This window comes from Kribbella sp. WER1 (assembly GCF_054189145.1).
Genome location: NZ_CM135186.1, coordinates 3611102 through 3630247, shown reverse-complemented (window position 1 = coordinate 3630247; position 19146 = coordinate 3611102). Strand labels below are relative to the sequence as shown.

18 protein-coding genes are annotated in these 19146 nt (G+C 69.7%); 10 read left to right on the top strand and 8 right to left on the bottom strand.

The genetic code is table 11. The annotated features are described in order from the left end of the window. Positions 1 to 35: 35 nt before the first annotated feature. Positions 36 to 3050: an alpha-mannosidase gene (locus tag ACXJJ3_RS17610; RefSeq protein WP_458171236.1), complete on the bottom strand. Its 3015-nt coding sequence runs from the start codon at positions 3048 to 3050 to the stop codon at positions 36 to 38. A 180-nt stretch (positions 3051 to 3230) separates the two neighbouring features. Here ACXJJ3_RS17610 and ACXJJ3_RS17605 point away from each other — a divergent pair, with 180 nt between their 5' ends. Continuing rightward, a complete protein-coding gene (locus ACXJJ3_RS17605) occupies positions 3231 to 4385 on the top strand; it encodes a TAXI family TRAP transporter solute-binding subunit (protein ID WP_458171235.1) in 1155 nt (384 codons plus the stop codon). A gap of 92 nt (positions 4386 to 4477) precedes the next feature. On the opposite strand, the gene ACXJJ3_RS17600 is transcribed toward ACXJJ3_RS17605, so the two are convergent. Beyond that, the gene (locus ACXJJ3_RS17600) at positions 4478 to 5818 is read right to left on the bottom strand and encodes a sensor histidine kinase (protein WP_458171234.1); all 1341 of its coding nucleotides are present in this window, start codon (positions 5816 to 5818) and stop codon (positions 4478 to 4480) included. A 36-nt stretch (positions 5819 to 5854) separates the two neighbouring features. Further along, positions 5855 to 6520, bottom strand: coding sequence for a response regulator transcription factor (locus ACXJJ3_RS17595; RefSeq protein WP_012918592.1), 666 nt, complete (start codon positions 6518 to 6520; stop codon positions 5855 to 5857). 118 nt (positions 6521 to 6638) lie between these two features. On the opposite strand from ACXJJ3_RS17595, the gene ACXJJ3_RS17590 reads away from it, so the two are divergent. Both ACXJJ3_RS17590 and ACXJJ3_RS17585 read left to right on the top strand, forming a co-directional pair. Continuing rightward, complete coding sequence (locus ACXJJ3_RS17590) at positions 6639 to 8636, top strand: TRAP transporter permease (protein WP_458171233.1); 1998 nt, start codon at positions 6639 to 6641, stop codon at positions 8634 to 8636. A gap of 14 nt (positions 8637 to 8650) precedes the next feature. Then, positions 8651 to 9595, top strand: a complete 945-nt coding sequence (locus tag ACXJJ3_RS17585; protein WP_458171231.1) for a TAXI family TRAP transporter solute-binding subunit — start codon at positions 8651 to 8653, stop codon at positions 9593 to 9595. A gap of 137 nt (positions 9596 to 9732) precedes the next feature. Here ACXJJ3_RS17585 and ACXJJ3_RS17580 read toward each other — a convergent pair whose 3' ends face one another. The 3 genes from ACXJJ3_RS17580 to ACXJJ3_RS17570 all read right to left on the bottom strand — a co-directional run bounded on the left by ACXJJ3_RS17580 (position 9733) and on the right by ACXJJ3_RS17570 (position 12573). Beyond that, positions 9733 to 10386: a hypothetical protein gene (locus ACXJJ3_RS17580; RefSeq protein WP_458171230.1), complete on the bottom strand. Its 654-nt coding sequence runs from the start codon at positions 10384 to 10386 to the stop codon at positions 9733 to 9735. A gap of 161 nt (positions 10387 to 10547) precedes the next feature. After that, on the bottom strand, positions 10548 to 11612 hold the full coding sequence (gene mgrA, locus ACXJJ3_RS17575; RefSeq protein ID WP_458171229.1) for an L-glyceraldehyde 3-phosphate reductase: 1065 nt from the start codon (positions 11610 to 11612) through the stop codon (positions 10548 to 10550). Between the two features lie 67 nt (positions 11613 to 11679). Next, a complete protein-coding gene (locus tag ACXJJ3_RS17570; RefSeq protein WP_458171228.1) occupies positions 11680 to 12573 on the bottom strand; it encodes a phosphotransferase family protein in 894 nt (297 codons plus the stop codon). A gap of 81 nt (positions 12574 to 12654) precedes the next feature. Between ACXJJ3_RS17570 and ACXJJ3_RS17565 the strand changes: the two genes are divergently transcribed. Beyond that, positions 12655 to 13278, top strand: a complete 624-nt coding sequence (locus tag ACXJJ3_RS17565; RefSeq protein WP_458171227.1) for a flavin reductase family protein — start codon at positions 12655 to 12657, stop codon at positions 13276 to 13278. Positions 13279 to 13290: 12 nt separating this feature from the next. Here the strand turns inward: ACXJJ3_RS17565 and ACXJJ3_RS17560 are convergent, their stop codons facing one another. Beyond that, on the bottom strand, positions 13291 to 14163 hold the full coding sequence (locus tag ACXJJ3_RS17560) for a hypothetical protein (RefSeq protein ID WP_458171226.1): 873 nt from the start codon (positions 14161 to 14163) through the stop codon (positions 13291 to 13293). A gap of 245 nt (positions 14164 to 14408) precedes the next feature. On the opposite strand from ACXJJ3_RS17560, the gene ACXJJ3_RS17555 reads away from it, so the two are divergent. Next, positions 14409 to 14918: an acyl-CoA thioesterase gene (locus tag ACXJJ3_RS17555; RefSeq protein WP_458171224.1), complete on the top strand. Its 510-nt coding sequence runs from the start codon at positions 14409 to 14411 to the stop codon at positions 14916 to 14918. Further along, positions 14915 to 15577 carry a potassium channel family protein gene (locus ACXJJ3_RS17550; RefSeq protein ID WP_458171222.1) on the top strand — a complete coding sequence of 221 codons (663 nt, stop codon included), beginning with the start codon at positions 14915 to 14917 and terminating at the stop codon, positions 15575 to 15577. The genes ACXJJ3_RS17555 and ACXJJ3_RS17550 overlap by 4 nt, the downstream gene beginning before the upstream one ends. Here ACXJJ3_RS17550 and ACXJJ3_RS17545 read toward each other — a convergent pair. Further along, a complete protein-coding gene (locus tag ACXJJ3_RS17545) occupies positions 15574 to 16176 on the bottom strand; it encodes a TetR/AcrR family transcriptional regulator (RefSeq protein ID WP_458171220.1) in 603 nt (200 codons plus the stop codon). The genes ACXJJ3_RS17550 and ACXJJ3_RS17545 overlap by 4 nt on opposite strands. A gap of 54 nt (positions 16177 to 16230) precedes the next feature. Between ACXJJ3_RS17545 and ACXJJ3_RS17540 the strand changes: the two genes are divergently transcribed. Genes ACXJJ3_RS17540 through ACXJJ3_RS17525 form a run of 4 tightly spaced genes read left to right on the top strand, consistent with a single transcriptional unit; the run spans position 16231 to position 19141 of the window. Continuing rightward, a complete protein-coding gene (locus ACXJJ3_RS17540; RefSeq protein ID WP_458171218.1) occupies positions 16231 to 17268 on the top strand; it encodes a DMT family transporter in 1038 nt (345 codons plus the stop codon). After that, positions 17156 to 17569, top strand: a complete 414-nt coding sequence (locus tag ACXJJ3_RS17535) for a MarR family winged helix-turn-helix transcriptional regulator (RefSeq protein ID WP_458171216.1) — start codon at positions 17156 to 17158, stop codon at positions 17567 to 17569. Before ACXJJ3_RS17540 ends, ACXJJ3_RS17535 begins: the two co-directional genes overlap by 113 nt. Position 17570: 1 nt before the next feature. Further along, positions 17571 to 18809 (top strand): glycoside hydrolase family 3 N-terminal domain-containing protein, encoded by a 1239-nt coding sequence (locus ACXJJ3_RS17530; RefSeq protein WP_458171214.1) that lies wholly within the window; start codon positions 17571 to 17573, stop codon positions 18807 to 18809. Further along, positions 18806 to 19141 carry a YidH family protein gene (locus tag ACXJJ3_RS17525; protein ID WP_458171212.1) on the top strand — a complete coding sequence of 112 codons (336 nt, stop codon included), beginning with the start codon at positions 18806 to 18808 and terminating at the stop codon, positions 19139 to 19141. Before ACXJJ3_RS17530 ends, ACXJJ3_RS17525 begins: the two co-directional genes overlap by 4 nt. Positions 19142 to 19146 lie beyond the last annotated feature (5 nt).

The following is a 19146-nucleotide window of genomic DNA, read 5'->3' as shown; positions in this document are numbered from 1 at the left end:
CCCAAGGGGGGATTGGGCGGGCCTTCGGGGTGGGGTCAGGCGCGCTTGAAGCGCAGGGTGAGGATTTGGAACGGGCGGAGTTCGAAGGTGACTCCGTTGTCCTGCAGGTCGCGGTCGGCGAGGTCGCGTTCGAGCAGGTCGACCTCGGTGACGGACGCGGCCGCGAACGACGGGGTCACCGTCGCGCGGGAGCGGCCGCCGGTGGACTCGTAGAGGCGGACGACGACGTCGCCGGACTGGTCGTCGGCCAGCTTCAGCGCCTCGACGATCACGTTGCTGTTGTCGACGGCAACGATCGGCTCGACCGCGCCGGCGCCGCTGACGACGCGCTCCGGCAGGTTGATCCGGTAGCCCTCCTCGATCGCCTCGGGAATCCCGGCGCCGACCACCAGCGCGTGGTTCACCACGTGCACGCCCTGGTCGGTCTGCGGGTCGGGGAACCGCGGCGCGCGGATCAGCGACGTCCGGATCGTGGTCGTCGTACCGCCGTCCTCGCGGGCGGTCCGGTTGATGTCGTGGCCGTACGTCGAGTCGTTGACCACGGCAACGCCGTACCCCGGCTCGCCGACGTGCACCCAGCGGTGCGCCGCGATCTCGAACTTCGCCGCGTCCCACGAGGTGTTCTGGTGGGTCGGCCGGAAGATGTGCCCGAACTGCGTCTCGGACGCGGACCGGTCGGCGTGCACGTCGACCGGGTACGCCGCCTTCAGGAACTTCTCGGTCTCGTGCCAGTCCATCTCGGTCTCGATGTCGACCCGCTTGGTACCCGGAAGCACGCGCAGGGTCTGGGTGACCGTGGACCGGCCGAAGGACCGCTTCACGACCACGACCGCCTCGTCGTCGGCAGTGCTGAAGTCGACGCTGTCGACCTCGGTGACGTCGCGGACGTTGTTCTTGTAGAACGAGTCGACGTCCCAGGCGTCCCAGTGGTTCGGGGTGTCCACGTGCAGCTGCAGAAGGTTGCCCACGGCACCCGGTGCGATGACCTCGCGGCCGGCTTCGACGTCGTACAGCGAGGTGATCAGGCCGCGCTCGTCGATCGTGACCCGGATCAGGCCGTTGTCGATCACGCCGTTCTCGACGGTGACGGCCTGGCCCGCGGCGGTCGCGACGCCGGCGCCGAGACCGGCGACACCGTTGCGGCCGTGCGGCGCGGCGTTGAAGACGATCTGCTCGTCACCCTCGCCGGCCAGCGCCTGCTGCGCGCGGGAGATGATCGCGTCCAGTTCGTCGGCGACCTTCGCGTAGGTGCGCTCGGCCTCACGGTGCACCCACGAGATCGACGAACCCGGCAGGATGTCGTGGAACTGGTGCAGCAGCGCGATCTTCCACAGCCGGTCCAGGTCCTCGTACGGGTACGCGTCGAGCTTGCCCGCCACGACCGCCGCGGCGCTCCACAGCTCGGCCTCGCGGAGCAGGTGCTCGGTCCGCCGGTTGCCCTGCTTGGTCTTGGCCTGCGAGGTGTACGTCGCCCGGTGGATCTCCAGGTAGAGCTCGCCGGACCAGACCGGAGCGTGCTCGGAGTACTCCTCCTCGGCCGCGCTGAAGAACTCCGTCGGCGATTCGATGGTGACGCGAGGCGAGGACTCCAGGTCCTTCACCCGGCGCGCGGTCGCGACGAACTCACGGGTGGGGCCGCCACCGCCGTCGCCGTACCCGAACGGAACCAGCGACCGGGTCGCCGCGCCGTTCTCGGCGAAGTTTCGCTGCGCGTGCGCGAGCTCGCGGCCGGACAGGTCGGAGTTGTACGTGTCGATCGGCGGGAAGTGCGTGAACACCCGGGTCCCGTCGAGGCCCTCCCACCAGAACGTGTGGTGCGGGAACTTGTTCTCCTTGTTCCAGGAGATCTTCTGGGTCAGGAACCACTTCGACCCGGACAGCTTCACCAGCTGCGGCAGCGCCGCGGTGTAGCCGAACGAGTCCGGCAGCCAGACCTCCTGGGTGTCGATCCCGTACTCGTCCAGGAAGAACTTCTTGCCGTGCACGAACTGCCGGGCCAGCGCCTCGCTGCCGGGCAGGTTGGTGTCGGACTCGACCCACATGCCGCCCACCGGGACGATGTGGCCCTCGGCAACGGCCTTCTTCAGCCGCTCCCAGACCTCGGGGTAGTTGTCCTTCACCCACGCGTGCTGCTGCGCCTGCGAGAACGCGAAGACGAGCTCCGGGTACTCCTCGGCGAGGGTGGCAACGTTGGACACGGTCCGGGCCACCTTGCGGCGGGTCTCCCGGAGCGGCCAGAGCCACGCGGAGTCGATGTGCGCGTGCCCGACCGCGGACAACTGGTGCGCGCTCGCGTGCGCGGGCCGGCTCAGTACGTCGGTGAGCTCGGCGCGGGCGGCCGTCGCGGTACCGGCGACGTCCTCGTAGTCCAGCGCGTCCAGCGAGCGGCTGAGCGCGCGGAGGATCTCCCGGCGGCGCGGCTCCTGCGGCGACAGCTCCTTCTGCAGGCCGTCCAGCGCCTCGAGGTCGAGGATCAGGTCCCACACCTCGGCGTTGAAAACCGCCAGGTCGGCGCGGGTCAGCTGGTAGATCGGGTGGTCGCCGAGCCCGGCGCCGATGTCGGTCTTCGCGTAGGCGTTGTCGAGCGGGATCTCCGGGTTCGCGGCCGCCTCGACGTAGAACTCGACGGTGTCGCCGGCGGAGGCCGCCGTACCGTCCGGGCCGAGGATCGACAGCGGCGCGTACGTCTGCCGCGGGTGCAGGCCCTTGAGCGGGCGGCCGGTGGTGGTGTGCACCAGGCCCTCGGCGGAGAACCCGGGGCCGCCGCTGAAGCCGAGGTCGATGACGGCCTCGATCTCGCTGCCGGCCCACTCGGCCGGCACCTGGCCGCTGAACTTGAACCAGGCGGTACCCCACGCGGGTCCCCACGGCAGCCCGATCTGGGCAGGCTCGTAGGTCTGGGCGAGCGCCTCGGCAGGGGTCACCGGCTCACCCGGTGCGTGCCATACCTGGATGTCCAGCGGGACGGCCGCGCCGTAGATCGCGGGGCGGAGCCGCTCCCGCAGGGCGCGCCTGAGCCGCTCCTCGATGAGTTGACGGTCGTCGTGCACGAAATCAGCCTCCGGGAAAGGTTCCTCACACGGCCGCTACGGCCGCACGGATGACAACGCTGTCACACCAACCCCGCGCGCGTCCAGACGCAGTTTCGCCACGAAACCCCGGGTAGCGGTTGGGTTGCGGGGCGGCGGCACGGCTACCCGCTCGGCCTGATTGTTGTCTAGGTTGTCTGCATGGATCGCCCCCGCCTGCTCACCCCCGCCCGGTCGACCGGCCTGACCCGCCGCAGCCTGCTCGGTTTCGGCGCCGCGGCCGCGTCCGGGCTGCTGCTGCCGGGCTGCTCCCGCGGCCGCGCGGACGAGCCCGCACCGTCGGAGAAGGCCGTCTTCGCCACCGGCAACGCCGGCGGCGTCTACAACGTCTTCGGCTCGGCCCTGAGCAAGCTGGTGAGCGAGGTCACGGGCGTCGAGCTGACGCCGATCCCGACCGACGGTTCGGTGGCCAACCTGATCGCGGTCGCCAGCCGCAAGGCCGACCTCGGCTTTTGTACGTCGGACACCGCGCTGGCGGCGTACGAGGGCACCGGCGCGTTCGCGACCGGTCGGCTGAAGTTCACTGCCCTGGCCCGGGTGTACGACAACTACGTGCACGTCGTCGTACCGATGGCGTCGAAGGCGACCAGCCTCGCGGACCTGTTCCCGAACAGCGACGCCCCGACCCGGCGGGCGGTCGTCGGTGTCGGCCCGAAGGGTTCCGGCACCGAGATCGTCGCGAACATGATCCTGGACCGGGTGAAGGCCTCCGTGATCGATGCCAACGCGAAGCTGGCGCCGGGCTCGCGGATCGACCCCACCAAGATCGACGTGACCCGGCAGAATATGAGTCTGGCCGAGATGGCCAGGGCCGTTCAGCCGAAACCGGGCGCCACCAAGGGGATTCTCGACGCGTTCATCTGGAGCGGCGGCGTGCCGACCGACCCGATCGCCTTGCTGCAGAAGGGCATCGGGTTCCGGCTGCTGGACATCGGCAATGTCGCGCAGCAGATCGCGCTGAGCGAGTTCGGCGGCTTCCTGGTCGCACCGATTCCGCCGTCGCAGTACGGGCTGGCCAGCTCGGTGCCGACGCTGGCGATCCCGAACTACCTGATCGCCCGGAGCGACCTGTCCGACTCCTGGGCCTGGTGGACCGTCAACACGCTGTTCCGCCGGCAGAACGACCTGGTCAAGGGGGTCGCGATGCCCAGCGACACGCCCGCGACCCCCGGCGCCAGCCCGACCCCCGCCGGTAACCCCGAAGCCGGCGCCCTGGACCCCCGATCGGCGATCGCCACGATGCCGGTCCCGCTCCACCCGGCCGCCGAACGCTGGTACCGCCAGAACCACATCTGACGCCGCGTTCCCGCGCTCCCGCGCGCCGGCCTCCTGCGCTTCCGCACACCGGGAACGGTTGTCCGTTCGTCTTGCCGGGCGTCTGGCGTGGGTCAGGCGTCGTAGTCCTCGAGGAGGGGGACTCGGACCTCGATGACCAGGCCGCCGCCGATCGGGGGGCGGGCGACCACGCGGCCGCCCACCCGGGCCGCCTCGGAGCGGACGATCGCCAGGCCCAGACCGGTACCGGGCATCTCCCGGTGGTGGGCGCTGCGCCAGAACCGCTCGCCGACCTTCTTCAGGTCCCGGGACCCGAGCCCGAGCCCGTGGTCGCGGACCGACATCACGACCTCGGTACCGTCCCGCGTGACCGACACCTCGACCGGCGGCGCGCCGTACTTCGAGGCGTTGTCGAGCAGTACGTCGAGGATGTCGTCGACCTCGAGCTCCGGGGCGACCCCGCCCGGGACCATCTCGCCGACCACCAGCTCCATGTCGTCGGCGGCGTACACGGCCTTCCAGCCGACCAGCCGCTCCTTCACCGCCTGCGCCAGGTCCAGCGGCGCCTCGTTGCCCTCGGCATCGGCCGACGGACGGTCCGAGCCGGCCAGCCGGGACAGCCGCTGGACGATCCGGCCGAGCCGGTCGATGTCGCTGAGCGCGAACCGCGCGGTCGGGGACAGCCGGGACAGGCCCTCGATGTGGATCCGGGCCGACGTCAACGGGGTGCGCAGCTGGTGCGACGCGTCCGCGACGAACTCCCGCTCACGCTGCCGTGCCTGGTGCAGGCTCAGCGCCATCGAGTTGAAGCTGTCGCCGAGTCGTCGCAGTTCGGGTGCGCGGCCGTCGGTCGAGACGCGGGTGTCGAGCGCGCCGCGGGTGATCTGGTGGGTCGCGTTGTCGAGGTCCTGCAGCGGCCGCAGTACCCAGCGGGTGATCGGCCGGACGATGCCGACGATGATCGCGCCGATGCTGATCAGCAGCCCGCCGAGGAGCAGCAGCAGCCCGCTCTGCACCTGGTCACGGGCCTTCTCGGTCGGCACCCGCAGTACGGCGGCACCGAGCACGGAGCCGTTGTTGACGACCGGACGGGAGACGATCATCTCGCCGGACCGCCACGGCCACATCGCCGGGGGCTCCGGTGGCAGCCGGCCCGCCAGCGTGCTGTGCAGGGCGGTCGCGATGTCCTCTTCCTTCACGTCCACGCCGGACACGGACGTGGCGATCACCCGGGAGTCGACGTCCACGACGAAGACCGGGGTGTTGTAGAGCTCCTGGTACCGGACCGCGAGCTCGCGGAGGTTGGCGATGTCACCGGTCTGCAACGGGCCTTCGGCCATCGCGGCGAACCAGTCCGCGTCGTTGCTGCGGGACAGGAAGAGCGTGCGCGACGTACTCGTGGCGATGAAGTTCGCCAGCGGGATGACCGCGACGATGGCCAGGGCAACGACCATCGGGACGAGGGACTGCAGTAGTCGACGGCGCAACGGTCAGTCCGAACCCAGGCGGTAGCCGACGCCGCGGATGGTCTGGACCAGTTCGGGCCGGCCGAGCTTGGCGCGCAGCGAGGCGACGTGCACGTCCATCGTCCGCGACGACGCCTCGAACACCGACTGCCACGCGTACAGCGCGACCTGTTCCCGGGGGACCACCCGGCCGTGGTGCGCGGCCAGTACTGCGAGCACGTCGAACTCCTTGCGGGTCAGACTGATGGGCTTGTCCGCCACCTGGACCGTGCGGGCCTCGATGTCCACGGTCAGGTCGCCGACAGTCACCCGGGGGCGGGGCTGCAAGAGACCGGTACGACGAAGTACAGCATCGATGCGGGCCAGAAGCTCGGAAATGGCAAACGGTTTCACCACGTAGTCGTCCGCGCCGCTGCGCAGCCCGCGGACCCGGTCGGCCGCTTCGCCACGCGCGGTCACCGCGATCACCGGCACGTCGGACACCGTGCGGATCTGCCGGCACACGTTGATGCCGTCCCCGTCCGGCAGCCCGAGGTCCAGCAGGACCAGGTCTCCGGGGTCCGCGGCCAGCGCATCCGCGGCCGTCCGCACGTGCGTCACCATCAAGCCGTAACGCCGCAAGGCGGGTATCAGGGCATTGGCGATATCGAGATCGTCCTCGACCAGCAGAATCCGGACCGCGCCACTCATGCGGTGATCGTAGGCCAGGTCACGGCCTCATGTGTCAGATCTTGGTAAAGACGTAATCACGTGACTCCATGCAGTGTTCGGCAACATTAGCCTTCCGGGCACAGGAGGGAGCCGGTCGATGACTGTCGGTATTGATGACGGGGAAGGGGCCACGGCGCCCTCCGACGAAGAGCTGGCCGAATACGAGCAGGAGCGGCCCGCGCGGCGCCTACGGCCCACGTTGGACCTGGTGCTGTCGGTCTGGTGCACGATCGTCAGCGTCGGCGTGCTGGCCCAGGTCTTCTTCCCTTTACCACAAGGCACGCAGTTCTACCTGGTGATCTTTCTCGCAGCAGTCCTGCCGATCACTTTGCTGTGTTACCGAGGTTTTCCGGGGCGTAGGGGCACGCACGACGACCCGGGGATCCTGGACTGGGTCCTCGCCGTGCTGGCCCTCGTTGTCTGCGTTTACCCGCTGCTGGACTTCGACGGGTACCTGGAGCGTCGGCAGGCGCCTACGGCGATGGACGTGATCGCAGGGGCCTTGTTGCTGGTGCTCCTGCTCGAGGCGTGTCGTCGTACGACCGGCTGGGTGCTGCCGGTGTTCAGCCTCGTCTTCATCGCGTACGCCTACTACGGCGGGTACCTGCCGTACACGTGGGCGCTTGCGCACCAGGGCTTCAACTTCGACGCGATCATCGCCCAGCTCACGATGGGTACGGCGGGCTTCTACGGGACGCCGTTGAGCGTGGCGGCGTCGTACATCGTGCTGTTCACCATCTACGGCGCGGTGCTCGACTACTCGGGCGCGGGCAAGTTCTTCATCAACCTGTCGTTCGCGGCCTTCAAACGCAGTCGTACGGCGCCCGGCCGCACCGTCACGCTGGCGGGCTTCCTGCTCGGCACCGTGTCCGGTTCGGGTACGGCGACCGCCGTGTCGCTCGGGACCGTCTCCTGGCCGATCCTCCGCCGGGCCGGGTATCCGCCCGAGCCGGCCGGTGGGATGCTGGCCGCGTCCGGGATCGGCGCGATCCTGTCGCCGCCGACGCTCGGGGCGGCCGCGTTCATCATCGCGGAGTTCCTGCAGGTGTCGTACCTGAAGGTGCTCGGGTTCGCGGTGATCCCGACGATCCTGTACTACCTGGGCATCCTGCTCGCGATCGAGATCGACGCCCGCAAGCACGGGACGACGTCTGCCGAGGTGTCCATCGATTCGGCGTGGCGGCTGCTGCTCCGGTTCGGGTACCACTTCCTGTCGCTGTTCGTGATCATCGGCTTCATGGCGGTCGACGTACCGCCGTTCAAGGCCGTGGTCTACGCGGTGATCATCCAGTTCGGGCTGTCGTTCCTGGACCGGGAGCACCGGCTGACCGGGCGGCCGTTGTTCAAAGCGCTTGCCCAGGGCACCCGTTCGGTGCTGCCGGTGGTCGCCACCTGCGCGACCGCCGGCGTGATCGTCGCGGTCACCACCCAGACCGGGCTTGGGCTGAACCTCGCGGAGATCATCGTCAACGCCGCGCACGGGCTGACCGAGAACCACACGGTCGTGCTGATCCTGACCGTGGTGCTGTCCGGGCTGGCCGTGATGATCCTCGGGCTCGCGGTACCGGTGACCGCGTCCTTCATCATCGCGGCGGTGATCATCTCGCCGGCCCTGGTGAACCTCGGGGTGACGCAGCCCGAGGCGTACATGTTCATCTTCTACTACGCCGTCCTGTCGGAGGTGTCGCCGCCGACCGCACTGGCCGCGGTGGCGACCGCCGCGATCACCGGCGGCCGGGTGATCCCGACGATGTGGCAGGCGTGGAAGTACACGCTGCCCGCGTTCCTGGTGCCGTTCGCGTTCGTGCTCACCGACAACGGGTCGCATCTGCTCGGTCAGGGCTCGTTCGTCGGCATGGTCTGGACCACCGTCGTGTCGATGCTGGCCGTCGCGGCGTTGGCCGTGGTCACCGGCGGTTGGGTGTTCGTCCGGGCGACCTGGCTCGAGCGGGCGGTCTGCGTACCGGCCGCGGCCCTGCTGCTGTACCTCGCGCCCGTAACCATCACGGTCGGAATCTGTTTGCTACTTGTCGCCGTCGTCATCAACCTGGTCCGGCGGCAACGCCAGTCCACTGCCGAGGAAGGAACCGGATGAGATTTCGTCCTGTTGTGGCGCTTCTGGCTGTCGTCTCCCTTGCTGCCTGTGGTGGTCAGCGTCAACCCGCCGGCTCCTCGGAGGGCGGCGGCCGGCTGACGATTGCCACCGGCAACACCACCGGCGTGTACTACCAGCTCGGCGGCGCGCTGGCCTCGGTGATCTCGCAGAAGATGTCCGGGTACCGCGCGACCGCGAGTGAGACCGGTGCCTCGGTGCAGAACATCCAGGGCCTGGTCAGCGGCAACTACGACGTCGCGTTCTCGCTCGGCGACTCCGCCGCGGACGCGGTGAAGGGCGTGAACAGCTTCAAGGAGAAGCAGGACGTCGTCGCGCTCACCCGGCTGTACAACAACTACACGCAGGTCGCGGTACGGACGGCGGCGAACATCAACTCGATCGCGGACCTGAAGGGCAAGCGGGTCTCGACCGGCTCGCCGAACTCCGGCACCGAGGTGATCGCCCGCCGGCTGCTCTCGTCCGCCGGTCTCGATCCGGGGAAGGACGTGACCGCGCAGCGGCTCGGGCTGCCGGAGTCGGTGGACGCGATGAAGTCCGGGTCGATCGACGCGCTCGTCTGGTCGGGCGGGCTGCCGACCGGCGGCATCACCGACCTGGTCACCAGCATGGGCAAGGGGGTAAAGCTCTTGCCGATCACGGACCTGCTGCCCAAAATGCAGGAGAAGTACGGCGAGGTGTACTCGGCGGCACCGATCCCGGCGGCGACGTACAAGCAGCCGGCCGACGTCGCGACGATCGTCGTACCGAACGTCCTGCTGGTCCGCAAGGACATGAAGGACGAGCTCGCCGAGCAGCTCACGAAGACGCTCTACGACAACCTGGATTCCCTGGTCACGGTGAACGCGGCCGCGAAGGGCATCACGCTCGACAGCGCCGACAAGACTGACCCGGTGCCGCTGCATCCGGGCGCGAAGAAGGCGATCGACGGGCTGCGATAACACCCCATGGACCGTCCTCCCCCGCACACCAGGCGCAGCGGGGGAGGGCGCAGGGTCCCGGCACCGCACATCAGGCGCAGCGGTGACGGGCCCCGTGCCGGCTCCCACAACCAGGCGCAGTGGGGGCCGGCACCCTTCTACTGCGGCTCCTCCTCGCGCGGCATCGGGGTGCCGTACAGGTAGTGCGAGAGCGCGGAGTCGCGCTTCGGGTGGGCGTGGTACTTGGTCGGCACCACGCGCCCCTCGGCGCTGTCCCAGGCGGTGTCGGCCATCCGCCACATCCGGTGCGCGATCCGCCCGGCCATCCCGGTGTGCGGGGAGGCGGGGTGCGCCCTGGTCGGCGCCACTTCTTCGGCCTCCAGCAGGTCCTCGGTGAGCGCGTTCACGTCGGGGTCGGCGAGCTCCTCGGTGATCTGCCGGCTGTACGTCGACTCCATCGCCTCGTGCTCGTCGAGCAGCCGGTCGATGTACTGCCACAGGTCGTAGTGCTGGAGATGCAGGAACCGGCTGTCGCCGTACTGCCGTCCCTTCAGGTAGCGCAGCGAGCGCTCCAGTTCCTTCGCGTTCCCGACGTACTTGTCGACCAGGCCGCTCCCGTCGGGCAGCCGCCGGATATGCGGTACGAGCACGTCCTCGGCGGCCGCCAGATGCTGCGAGGCGATCGCGTAGAACCAGTCCGTCTGATGCCGGTGCTCGGGATGCGCCGCATCGGGATGATGAGCCGGCTCAGCCAGCTCCCGGATCCGCGCGTGCTCGTACGTCAGGGCCATTTCGAGCGTCGAAGCGGTCACGACAACCACCTCCAGATGTCACTCCCAGCCTGTGCCCATCCGCGCCAAACCGCAACCACCCCGAACCCCTCCGTAACCCACCCTCCACCCTGCCCGCCGGGTGCCGGAACGGCGAACGCCCGCCGTGCGGTCGGCGGGCGTTCGAGGGGTGTCAGCGGGGATCAGGCGTCGGAGCTCTTCTTCCAGAGGTTGATGCCGGCTTCCACGGCGTCGGCGTCGATGGCTTCCAGTTCTTCGGCGGAGAAGCCGAGGTTGCGGACCGTGGCGAGGTTGTCCTCGAGCTGGGCGACGCTGGACGCGCCGATCAGGGCGCTCGTGACGCGGTCGTCGCGGAGGGTCCAGGCGAGGGCCAGCTGGGCGACGGACTGGCCGCGCTCCTTGGCGATCTCGGCGAGGGCGCGGACGTGCTTGAGGGTGTCCTCGGTCAGCGAGTCCGGGTTCAGTGACTTGCCCTGGGCGGCCCGGGAGTCGGCGGGGATGCCGTCGAGGTAACGGTTGGTGAGGACGCCCTGCGCCAGTGGCGAGAACGCGATCACGCCGACGCCGAGCTCGCCCACGGCGTCCAGCAGGTCCTCCTCGATCCAGCGGTTCAGCATCGAGTACGACGGCTGGTGGATGAGCAGCGGCGTACCGAGCTCCTCCAGGATCCGGGCCGCCTCCCGGGTACGGTCCGCGGAGTACGACGAGATGCCGGCGTACAGCGCCTTGCCGGAGCGGACGGCCGCGTCCAGCGCGCCCATCGTCTCCTCGAGCGGGGTGTCGGGGTCGAACCGGTGCGAGTAGAAGATGTCGACGTAGTCCAGGCCCATCCGGCTCAGCGACTGGTCCAGCGACGCGAGCAGGTACTTCCGCGACCCGCCGCCCTGACCGTACGGCCCCGGCCACATGTCGTACCCGGCCTTGGTCGAGATGATCAGCTCGTCGCGGTACTGCTTGAAGTCCCGCGCGAAGTGCGTCCCGAAGTTCGTCTCGGCCGAGCCGTACGGCGGGCCGTAGTTGTTCGCCAGGTCGAAGTGCGTGACGCCGAGGTCGAACGCCCGCCGCAGGATGTCCCGCTGGGTCGTGAACGGCTTGTCGTCACCGAAGTTGTGCCACAACCCCAGCGAAATCGCCGGAAGCCGCAGCCCGCTCCGGCCCGTCCGCCGGTAGCTCATCTGGTCGTCGTACCGGCCCGCAGCCGCCACATAATCAGTCACGAAGCCCCAGTCTGCCCCATGGACGAACATCTTCAAACCCCCTTGTTTTGCGGCAGAAACCCCATCACTGACACCAAGAAGTCCACCTTCTTGATCCTCAGACGAGGTCGGCCCACGGGGCGGGCGGCGTGGTCGTGAAGAACTGCAGGAGACCGAGCAGCCGGCTCGTCGTCGGCGCGGTCCAGTGCCGTTGGCCGGGCCACGGGTCGGCTGGGAGTTTGGCGAGCGCCCAGGACAGGTGGAACCAGAGCACCGCGGCGGCCAGGTCGTGCTCCGAGGTCCCCGGAGACCCGGCCTGGCGCAGATACGACGGCAGCAGCGCGGCGACCTGGGTCAGCGGGATCTTGGCGAAGTCCATGGCGGCCGGCGCCCACGCCGCATCGCCCCAGTCGATGAGCGCCCGGAGGTCGTTACCCGGCCCGGCCAGAAGGTTGTGGGCGGCAACGTCTCCGTGGATCAGGACCTTCGGCCCGCCCGCGTCGATCCGCTCGGCCAGCCGCGTGAACCACCCGGTCAGCCAGGTGGCGGTCGCCGGATCGATGTACCCCCGGTCGGCCAGGTCGTCGATCGTCCGCCACGGATCGCCCCACCCGTCCTCCGGCACCTCGGACAGGTCCAGACCCGAACCGGCTCGCTCGAACTGATGCAGCCGCGCGAGCTGCTCGGCCAGACCAGCAGGTACGTCGACGGGCTCGCTCCCGTGGACGCGTTGCATCACGACGTACGGCGCCTCGACGACCCGGCGGCCGGCGTCGTACTCGACGATCGCCGGGGTCAGTACGCCGACCGACCGGGCGGCCGGCACCACCTGGGTCTCCTTGCGCAGGTCGTCCTCGTACCCGGGACGGCTGACCCGCAGGAACAGCTCCTCGCCGAGCACGAAGCCCCGGTTGGCCACCCCGCCGGCGACCTCCCGCACCTCCGCGGGGTCGACGCGGTGCCGCCGCGCCACCGCGGCCACCTGCTCCAGGAAGTCGCCCTGCTCGCCCAAACCACCGCTCCGTCGTCCGCGTGACCCGCCGTCCCGAGAGGTGGGTACGGCGGCGTCCACCGAGTTTGATGTACTGCGGGCGTGCGTGTCGATGTGGATCCGGAGAGCGCCGGGCGCCGGGAGTTCTATGCACTGCTGAACTCCGTGGTCGTCCCGCGGCCGATCGCGTGGGTGTCGAGCCGCTCCGCCGCCGGAGTGCTGAACCTGGCGCCGCACTCGTTCTTCACGGTCGCGTCCGTGCAGCCGCCGATGGTGCAGTTCACCTCGGTCGGCCGCAAGGACAGCCTGAACAACGTCGAGGCGACCGGCGAGTTCGTGGTCAACTTCGCCGCCGAACCGCTCTACGAGCAGGTGAACGCCTCCGGGACGAACTTCCCGCCCGAGGTGTCGGAGTTCGAGGCGATCGGCGTCACCCCCGAGCCGTCCCGGACCGTCGCCGTACCGCGGGTCGCGGAGTCGCCGGTCGCGCTCGAGTGCACGCTGCACACCACGCTGCCGCTCGGTGACTGCACACTCGTCATCGGTCAGGTCCGGCATCTCGCGATCGACGCCGCCATGCTGGACGGGAACCATCCGGACGTCCATCGGCTCCGCCCGCTCGCCCGGCTCGGCAAGGACGAGTGGAGCACCCTCGGCGAGGTCCGTGAGATCTCCCGCATCCGCTACTCCGACTGGCCTGGTCATTTCACACCTCCTGGTAGTTGAGAACGGCGGACGTCAGCGGGTGTGCTCACCGGTGGCGAGCCGCCGCGCGAGCACCTCGAACTCGGCGGACGGCCGCAGCCGAAGGTCGCCCGGCGGAGCGGTGGTGGCGGGATGCCAGACCAGCTCGGGCGTCACCAGGTAGACGTCCGGAGACAGCGGCCCAGGATCGCGGGCGTACGACCGGGCCGCGAGACTCAGCATCAGCCCCAGGGCCGGGATCATGCTGAGGTCCTCGATGACGTGCAGCATCAGGTTGTCGCGGGCCGGCACGGCGGCGAGCACACCGAACGGCGCGTGCTCGACCTCCAGGCTCTCGCGGAGCACGGTGTCGAGGACGAGCGCGCGTGAGGCGCCGTACCCCGTCCCGCTGACAAAGGCGATCCGGGCGCCTTCGTCGCCGAGGTAGGTCACGTCGTCCTCGAGACGGCGGAGGTTGGCGAGGCCGAACCGATCGGCGTCCGTCCGGCTCACCCCCAGGTCGGCGGCGTCCAGGAACAGCGTGATGATGTCGTCCTGTTGCGTGGACGGCGCCGCGATCAGCCCGGGCAGGAAATCGGGTCGGTCCTCGGTCCAGTCGGGCGGCAACGCGTCGCGGGCCACGATCCGCTGGATCAGCTCGCGCTCCGGGTCGGCAGGTGGCACCGGTGGACCTGCGCGGAACTGCTCGACGACGGCCCCGAGGTGTTCGGTGACGATCTCCGGCCAGCGGTCCTCCTCGTAGCGGCTGACGACGCGGGCGAGGTTGCCCAGCCCGAGCACCGGACGGTCGGCGGAGCGGTCGACCGGCACCAGCGCCGCGTCGCCGTGATAACTCAGGGACAGGCCGAGCCCCGCGGCCGCGGTCAGCGCGAGTTGCACCAGCCGGTCGGCCTGCGGTCGGGTCAACGGTGGCAGCATCGGGTCGAGCAGCCCTCGGCGGTCAAGGCAAGGGTCAAGACAGGGGTCGTTGCCGTGGGCATGGTCTGTGGTGTCGACGGGCATCGCGGGGCCTCCGGATCGGTGGAGCTGCGGGGAAGTCGGCAGAGAAGGTACGAGGATCGGGCCCGCGCGGAACGGCCGATCCGGCCCTGTGGACAACCGGGCCGGATACCCTGCGGCAGTCCCGGCACGAAGTTCGAAGGAGCATCTGTATGTCCAGCAGCCCGGCGTCGCGGCCGACCTCGGAGACGCGGCTGTCGCTGTCGCACATCACCGCGCAGAACGAGACCAACCTGCTCGGCACCGTGCACGGCGGCGTGATCATGACGCTGGTCGACTCGGCCGCGGGTGTGGTCGCCGCGCGGCACTCCGGTGGTCCGGCGGTGACCGCGTCGATGGACGAGATGGTGTTCCTGGTCCCGGTCCGGGTCGGCGACGTCGTGCACTTCAGCGCCCAGGTGAACTGGACCGGACGCAGTTCGATGGAGGTCGGCGTCCGGATCACCGCCGACCGCTGGGACGCCGTCGGTCCGCAGGTGCACGTGGCCTCGGCGTACCTGGTGTTTGTCGCGGTCGACGAGGACGGGCAGCCGCGGAAGGTACCGCAGGTGGAGCCGGTGACCGACGAGGACCGGCGGCGGCTCCGGGAGGCGGAGATCCGCCGCAGTCACCGGCTCGCGCGCCGGGCGGCGATCATCGCCTCGCGCGAGAGCGACCGATGACGCTGCTGCGGTACGCCCGGAGGAACCCGTCGGCGGTGCTGCTCGTCGTCCAGTTGCTCGGCGTTCTGGTCTACCCGGCGATGGAGGGTTCCAGCCCGGGGCGGGTGGCGTTCGAGATCCTCGGCATCGTCGTACTCGTGCTCGCGGTCGTCTCGGTCCGCGCGACGCCGGGCCTCACCTGGGTCAGTATCTGCCTGGGCATTCCGGCGGTCGCGCTGTCGGTGCTCGACGCGTTCAACCCGGCCGGCGCGGTCGTCGCGATCTCCGGCGTACTGCACGCGGCCTTCTACTTCTACGCGGCGTACAGCCTGCTCCGCTACATGTTGTCGGACCACGACGTGAGCGTCGACGAGCTGTTCGCGACCGGCGCCACGTTCACGCTGGTGGCCTGGGGATTCGCCTATCTGTACGTGTTCGTCCAGGCGCTCGTCCCGGGTAGCTTCACCGCAGCCGTTGCCCCGGACAACGACCGTACCTGGATGGAGCTGCTGTTCCTCAGCTTCACCACGATGTCGAGCACCGGCCTGAGCGACATCGTCCCGGTCACCGCGTGGGGCCGGTCGGTCGTCATGCTCGAGCAGCTGGCCGGCGTCGGATACGTCGCGATGGTCGTGTCCCGCCTCGTCGGCCTGACCGTCACGAAACGCAGCAACAGCTAGCGCGGCCAGCCCGCCAGCAGATCGGCGGCTGCCCGCGCCGCGACCTCCGGTGCCGAGGGCATCGCCGCGACGCGGTAGCTGACGAGCGCTCCTTCGTGGAGCAGCAGCAGCCGATCGGCGAGTTCAGCAGGATCCACGAGCCCGGCGGCCCGGGCCTGTGCCTCGAACTCCGCGCGCAGCCACTGCTTCTGGCCGACGATCACCGGCATCGCCGGGTGGTCCGGCGCGGCCAGCTCGACGCTCGCGTTGATGAATCCGCACCCGTTGCGCGACCCGGCCAGCCAGTCCGTCAGCGCCGCGAACAACGCCAGGATCATCGCCTCGGGTGTCGCCGGCTTCCGCTCCGTGAGTTGGTCGTCGAGGAACCGGTGCCAGGTCCGGTCGCGCTCCTCCAGATACGCAGCGATCAGCCGGTCCTTCGACCCGAACCGGTCGTACAGCGTCTTCTTGGTCACGTCCGCCGCGGCGGCGATCGCGTCGACGCCGACGGTCCGGATCCCCTGCTCGTAGAACAGGGTCGACGCGGCCGCCAGGATCCGCTCGCCGGCCGGGGTCAGGCGTGGTGCCGCAGGCACCTGGCGGTCCACGAGCAGTCTCATCTGCTGGTCCAGCATACTGACAGTATACCGACCGGTGTGGTTACTGTCGCCCGCATGAAGGTACTGAGCTTGGCCGCCGGCGCCGGTTTCGTCGTGTTCTGGAGCTGCGGCTTCATCGGCGCGCGCTGGGGAACGGAGTACACCAACGCCTTCGACCTGCTCGCCTGGCGGTTCCTGGTCGCGGGCGCGATCGCGGTCGTTGTCCTCGCCGTCCGCCGGCCGCGGATCTCCCGGCGCGATCTCGCGACCCAGCTGTGGATGGCGTTCCTCACCCAGTTCGTCTACCTGGGACTGATCTTCACCGGGATCGGCCACGGCATCACGGCCGGCGTCACCGCGCTGATCGGCTCGCTGCAGCCGATCCTGATCGCGACCGTCGCCGGGCCACTGCTCGGCGAGCGGGTGAACCGGCAGCAGTGGCTCGGACTGGTCCTCGGCCTCGTCGGCGTCGGCCTGGTTGTCGCCGACGACCTCGGCGCCGGGCACGGCTCGCCGCTGCTGTTCCTGGTACCGGTCGGCGGACTCCTCGGCCTGGTCGCCGGCACCTGCCTCGAACGGCAACGACGTCCCAGCATGAGCTCCCTTGACGCGCTGGCGATCCAGAGCCTCACCTCGGCCGTCATGTTCACCGCTTTGGCCGCCTCGACACACAAGCTGACGGTGCCGAGCGAGCCCGGCTTCTACGGCGCGGTCGTCTGGCTGGTGCTGCTGGCGACCGGCGGCGGCTGGGGGCTGTACCTCGTGAATCTCAAGCTCTCCGGCGCCACGAGGATCAGCTCGTTGCTCTATCTCGTGCCGCCGACGACGATGCTGTTCGCGTTCCTGCTCTTCCACGAGACGATCGGCGTCCTCGCGGTCGTCGGCATGCTGATCTGTGCTGCCGCCGTACTGCGGATACGCTGCGGGGATGGCGGAACCCCGGTGGCTGAACCAGTCCGAAGCGCAGGCGTGGCGTGCGTACATCGCGGCGCAGCGCGTAGTGAGCAGCCGGATCGAGCAGCAGTTGCAGCGCGACGCCGGAATCCCGCACACGTACTACGAGATTCTCGTCCGGCTGTCCGAGGCGCCGGGCAACCGGCTGCGGATGAGTGAACTCGCGGTCGCCACCCAAGGCTCCCGCAGCCGGCTCTCGCACGCGGTCAACCGGCTCGAGCAGAACGGCTGGGTGCGCCGCGAGGGGATCGAGTCCGACCGTCGCGGCCAGGTCGCGATCCTCACCGAGCTCGGCCGGCAGAAGCTCGTCGACACGGCCCCCGGGCACGTCGAGGAGGTCCGCACGTCGATCTTCGACGCGCTCACCCCCGAGCAGGTCGAGCACCTGTACGACGTCTGCGCGACGCTGGCCCGGCACTCCGGCGACACCGTGGACCGCGCGGCCTGGGAGCGAAGCTGAGATGAGACGTCCGGTCGCGCTGATCGCGCTGACTGCACTCGTCGTCGCCGGCTGCGGTGGCAAGGGTTCCCAACCGACAGCAGGACCGAGCACCGTCCCGTCGTCGACGGTTCCCACGACTGAGGCGACGGTTCCCACGACCGAAGAGCCGAGTACGCCGACCCCGGCAGACACCCCTGGCCAGACACCGACCACGGCGCCGAGCTGTGTCGACCAGAAGCTCAAGGCGCTCACCCTCCACGAGCAGGCCGGCCAGCTGATCATGACCGGCATCGCCGGCACCGGCATGACCTCCGCCCAGCGGTCCGTCGTCCAACGGCAGAACTCCGGCGGCGTGTTCCTGGTCGGTAACGGCGGCAGCCTGGCGAGCACGCGGACGGCGATGGCCGCGGTGAACTCGGCCGCCACCGTCGAAGGCGTCCGTCCGTTCATCGCGGCGGACCAGGAAGGCGGCAAGATCCAGCGGCTCAAGGGCCCCGGGTTCGACCGCATCCCGGCCGCGACCGTCCAGGGCACCTGGTCGGCGTCGAAGCTCACCGCGCAGGCGCAGGGGTGGGGCAGCCAGTTGAAGCAGGCCGGCGTCAACGTCGATCTCGCCCCGGTCGCTGACGTCGTACCCTCCTCGCTCAAGTCCCAGAACGCTCCGGTCGGCCAGCTGGACCGTGAGTACGGCGACACGCCGCAGGAGGCGGGTCAGGGCGTCAAAGCGTTCGTCCAGGGCATGCGCAACGCCGGGATCGCGACCTCGGTCAAGCACTTCCCGGGCCTCGGCCGGGTCCGCGGCAACACCGACTTCGCGGCCGGCGTGGTCGACGACGTCACAGTCCGCGGCGACGCGAACCTGCAGCCGTTCGCGGACGGCATCAAGGCCGGTACGTCGATGGTGATGGTCTCGACCGTGACGTACAGCAAGATCGACCCGAAGAACCGGGCCGTGTTCTCGCCGACCGTCATCCAGGGCATGGTCCGCGGCGACCTCGGCTGGCAGGGCGTGGTGATCACCGACGACGTCGGCGCCGCCGCGGAGGTCAAGGCGGTGCCGCCCGGCGAGCGGGCCACCCGCTTCGTGGCGGCCGGCGGCGACGTCGTGATCAACGCCGAGTCCGGCCTGACCGCGTCGATGGTGAACGCCCTGGTCGCCGAGGCGAAGCAGGACAAGCTCTTCGCCGCGAAGCTGACGAGTAGCGTGCGGCGTGTGCTGACTCTCAAACAGGACCTCGGCCTGGTGAGCTGCGGATGAGCGAGGAAGAGGAGCCCGACTACCGGTTCACCCTCGCGAACGAGCGCACCTACCTGGCGTACCTGCGGACCGCGCTGGCCTGCTACGCCGGCGGCCTGTCCGCGGTGCAGTTCCTCGACCTCGGCCCGGACCGCTGGCCGGCCCGGGTCATCGGGATCGTGCTGGTCCTGACCGGAATCGTCACCACCGCCGGGGCGTTCCGGCGCTGGCAGCTGAACCTGACCGCGATCCGTCGCGGCGGCGCGCTGCCGGCCAGCCGGCTGCCGCTGATGCTGGGGGCAACGATCGCGACGGTCGGCCTGATCGGCCTGCTGTTCTCGCTCTGGCGATAAGTGTG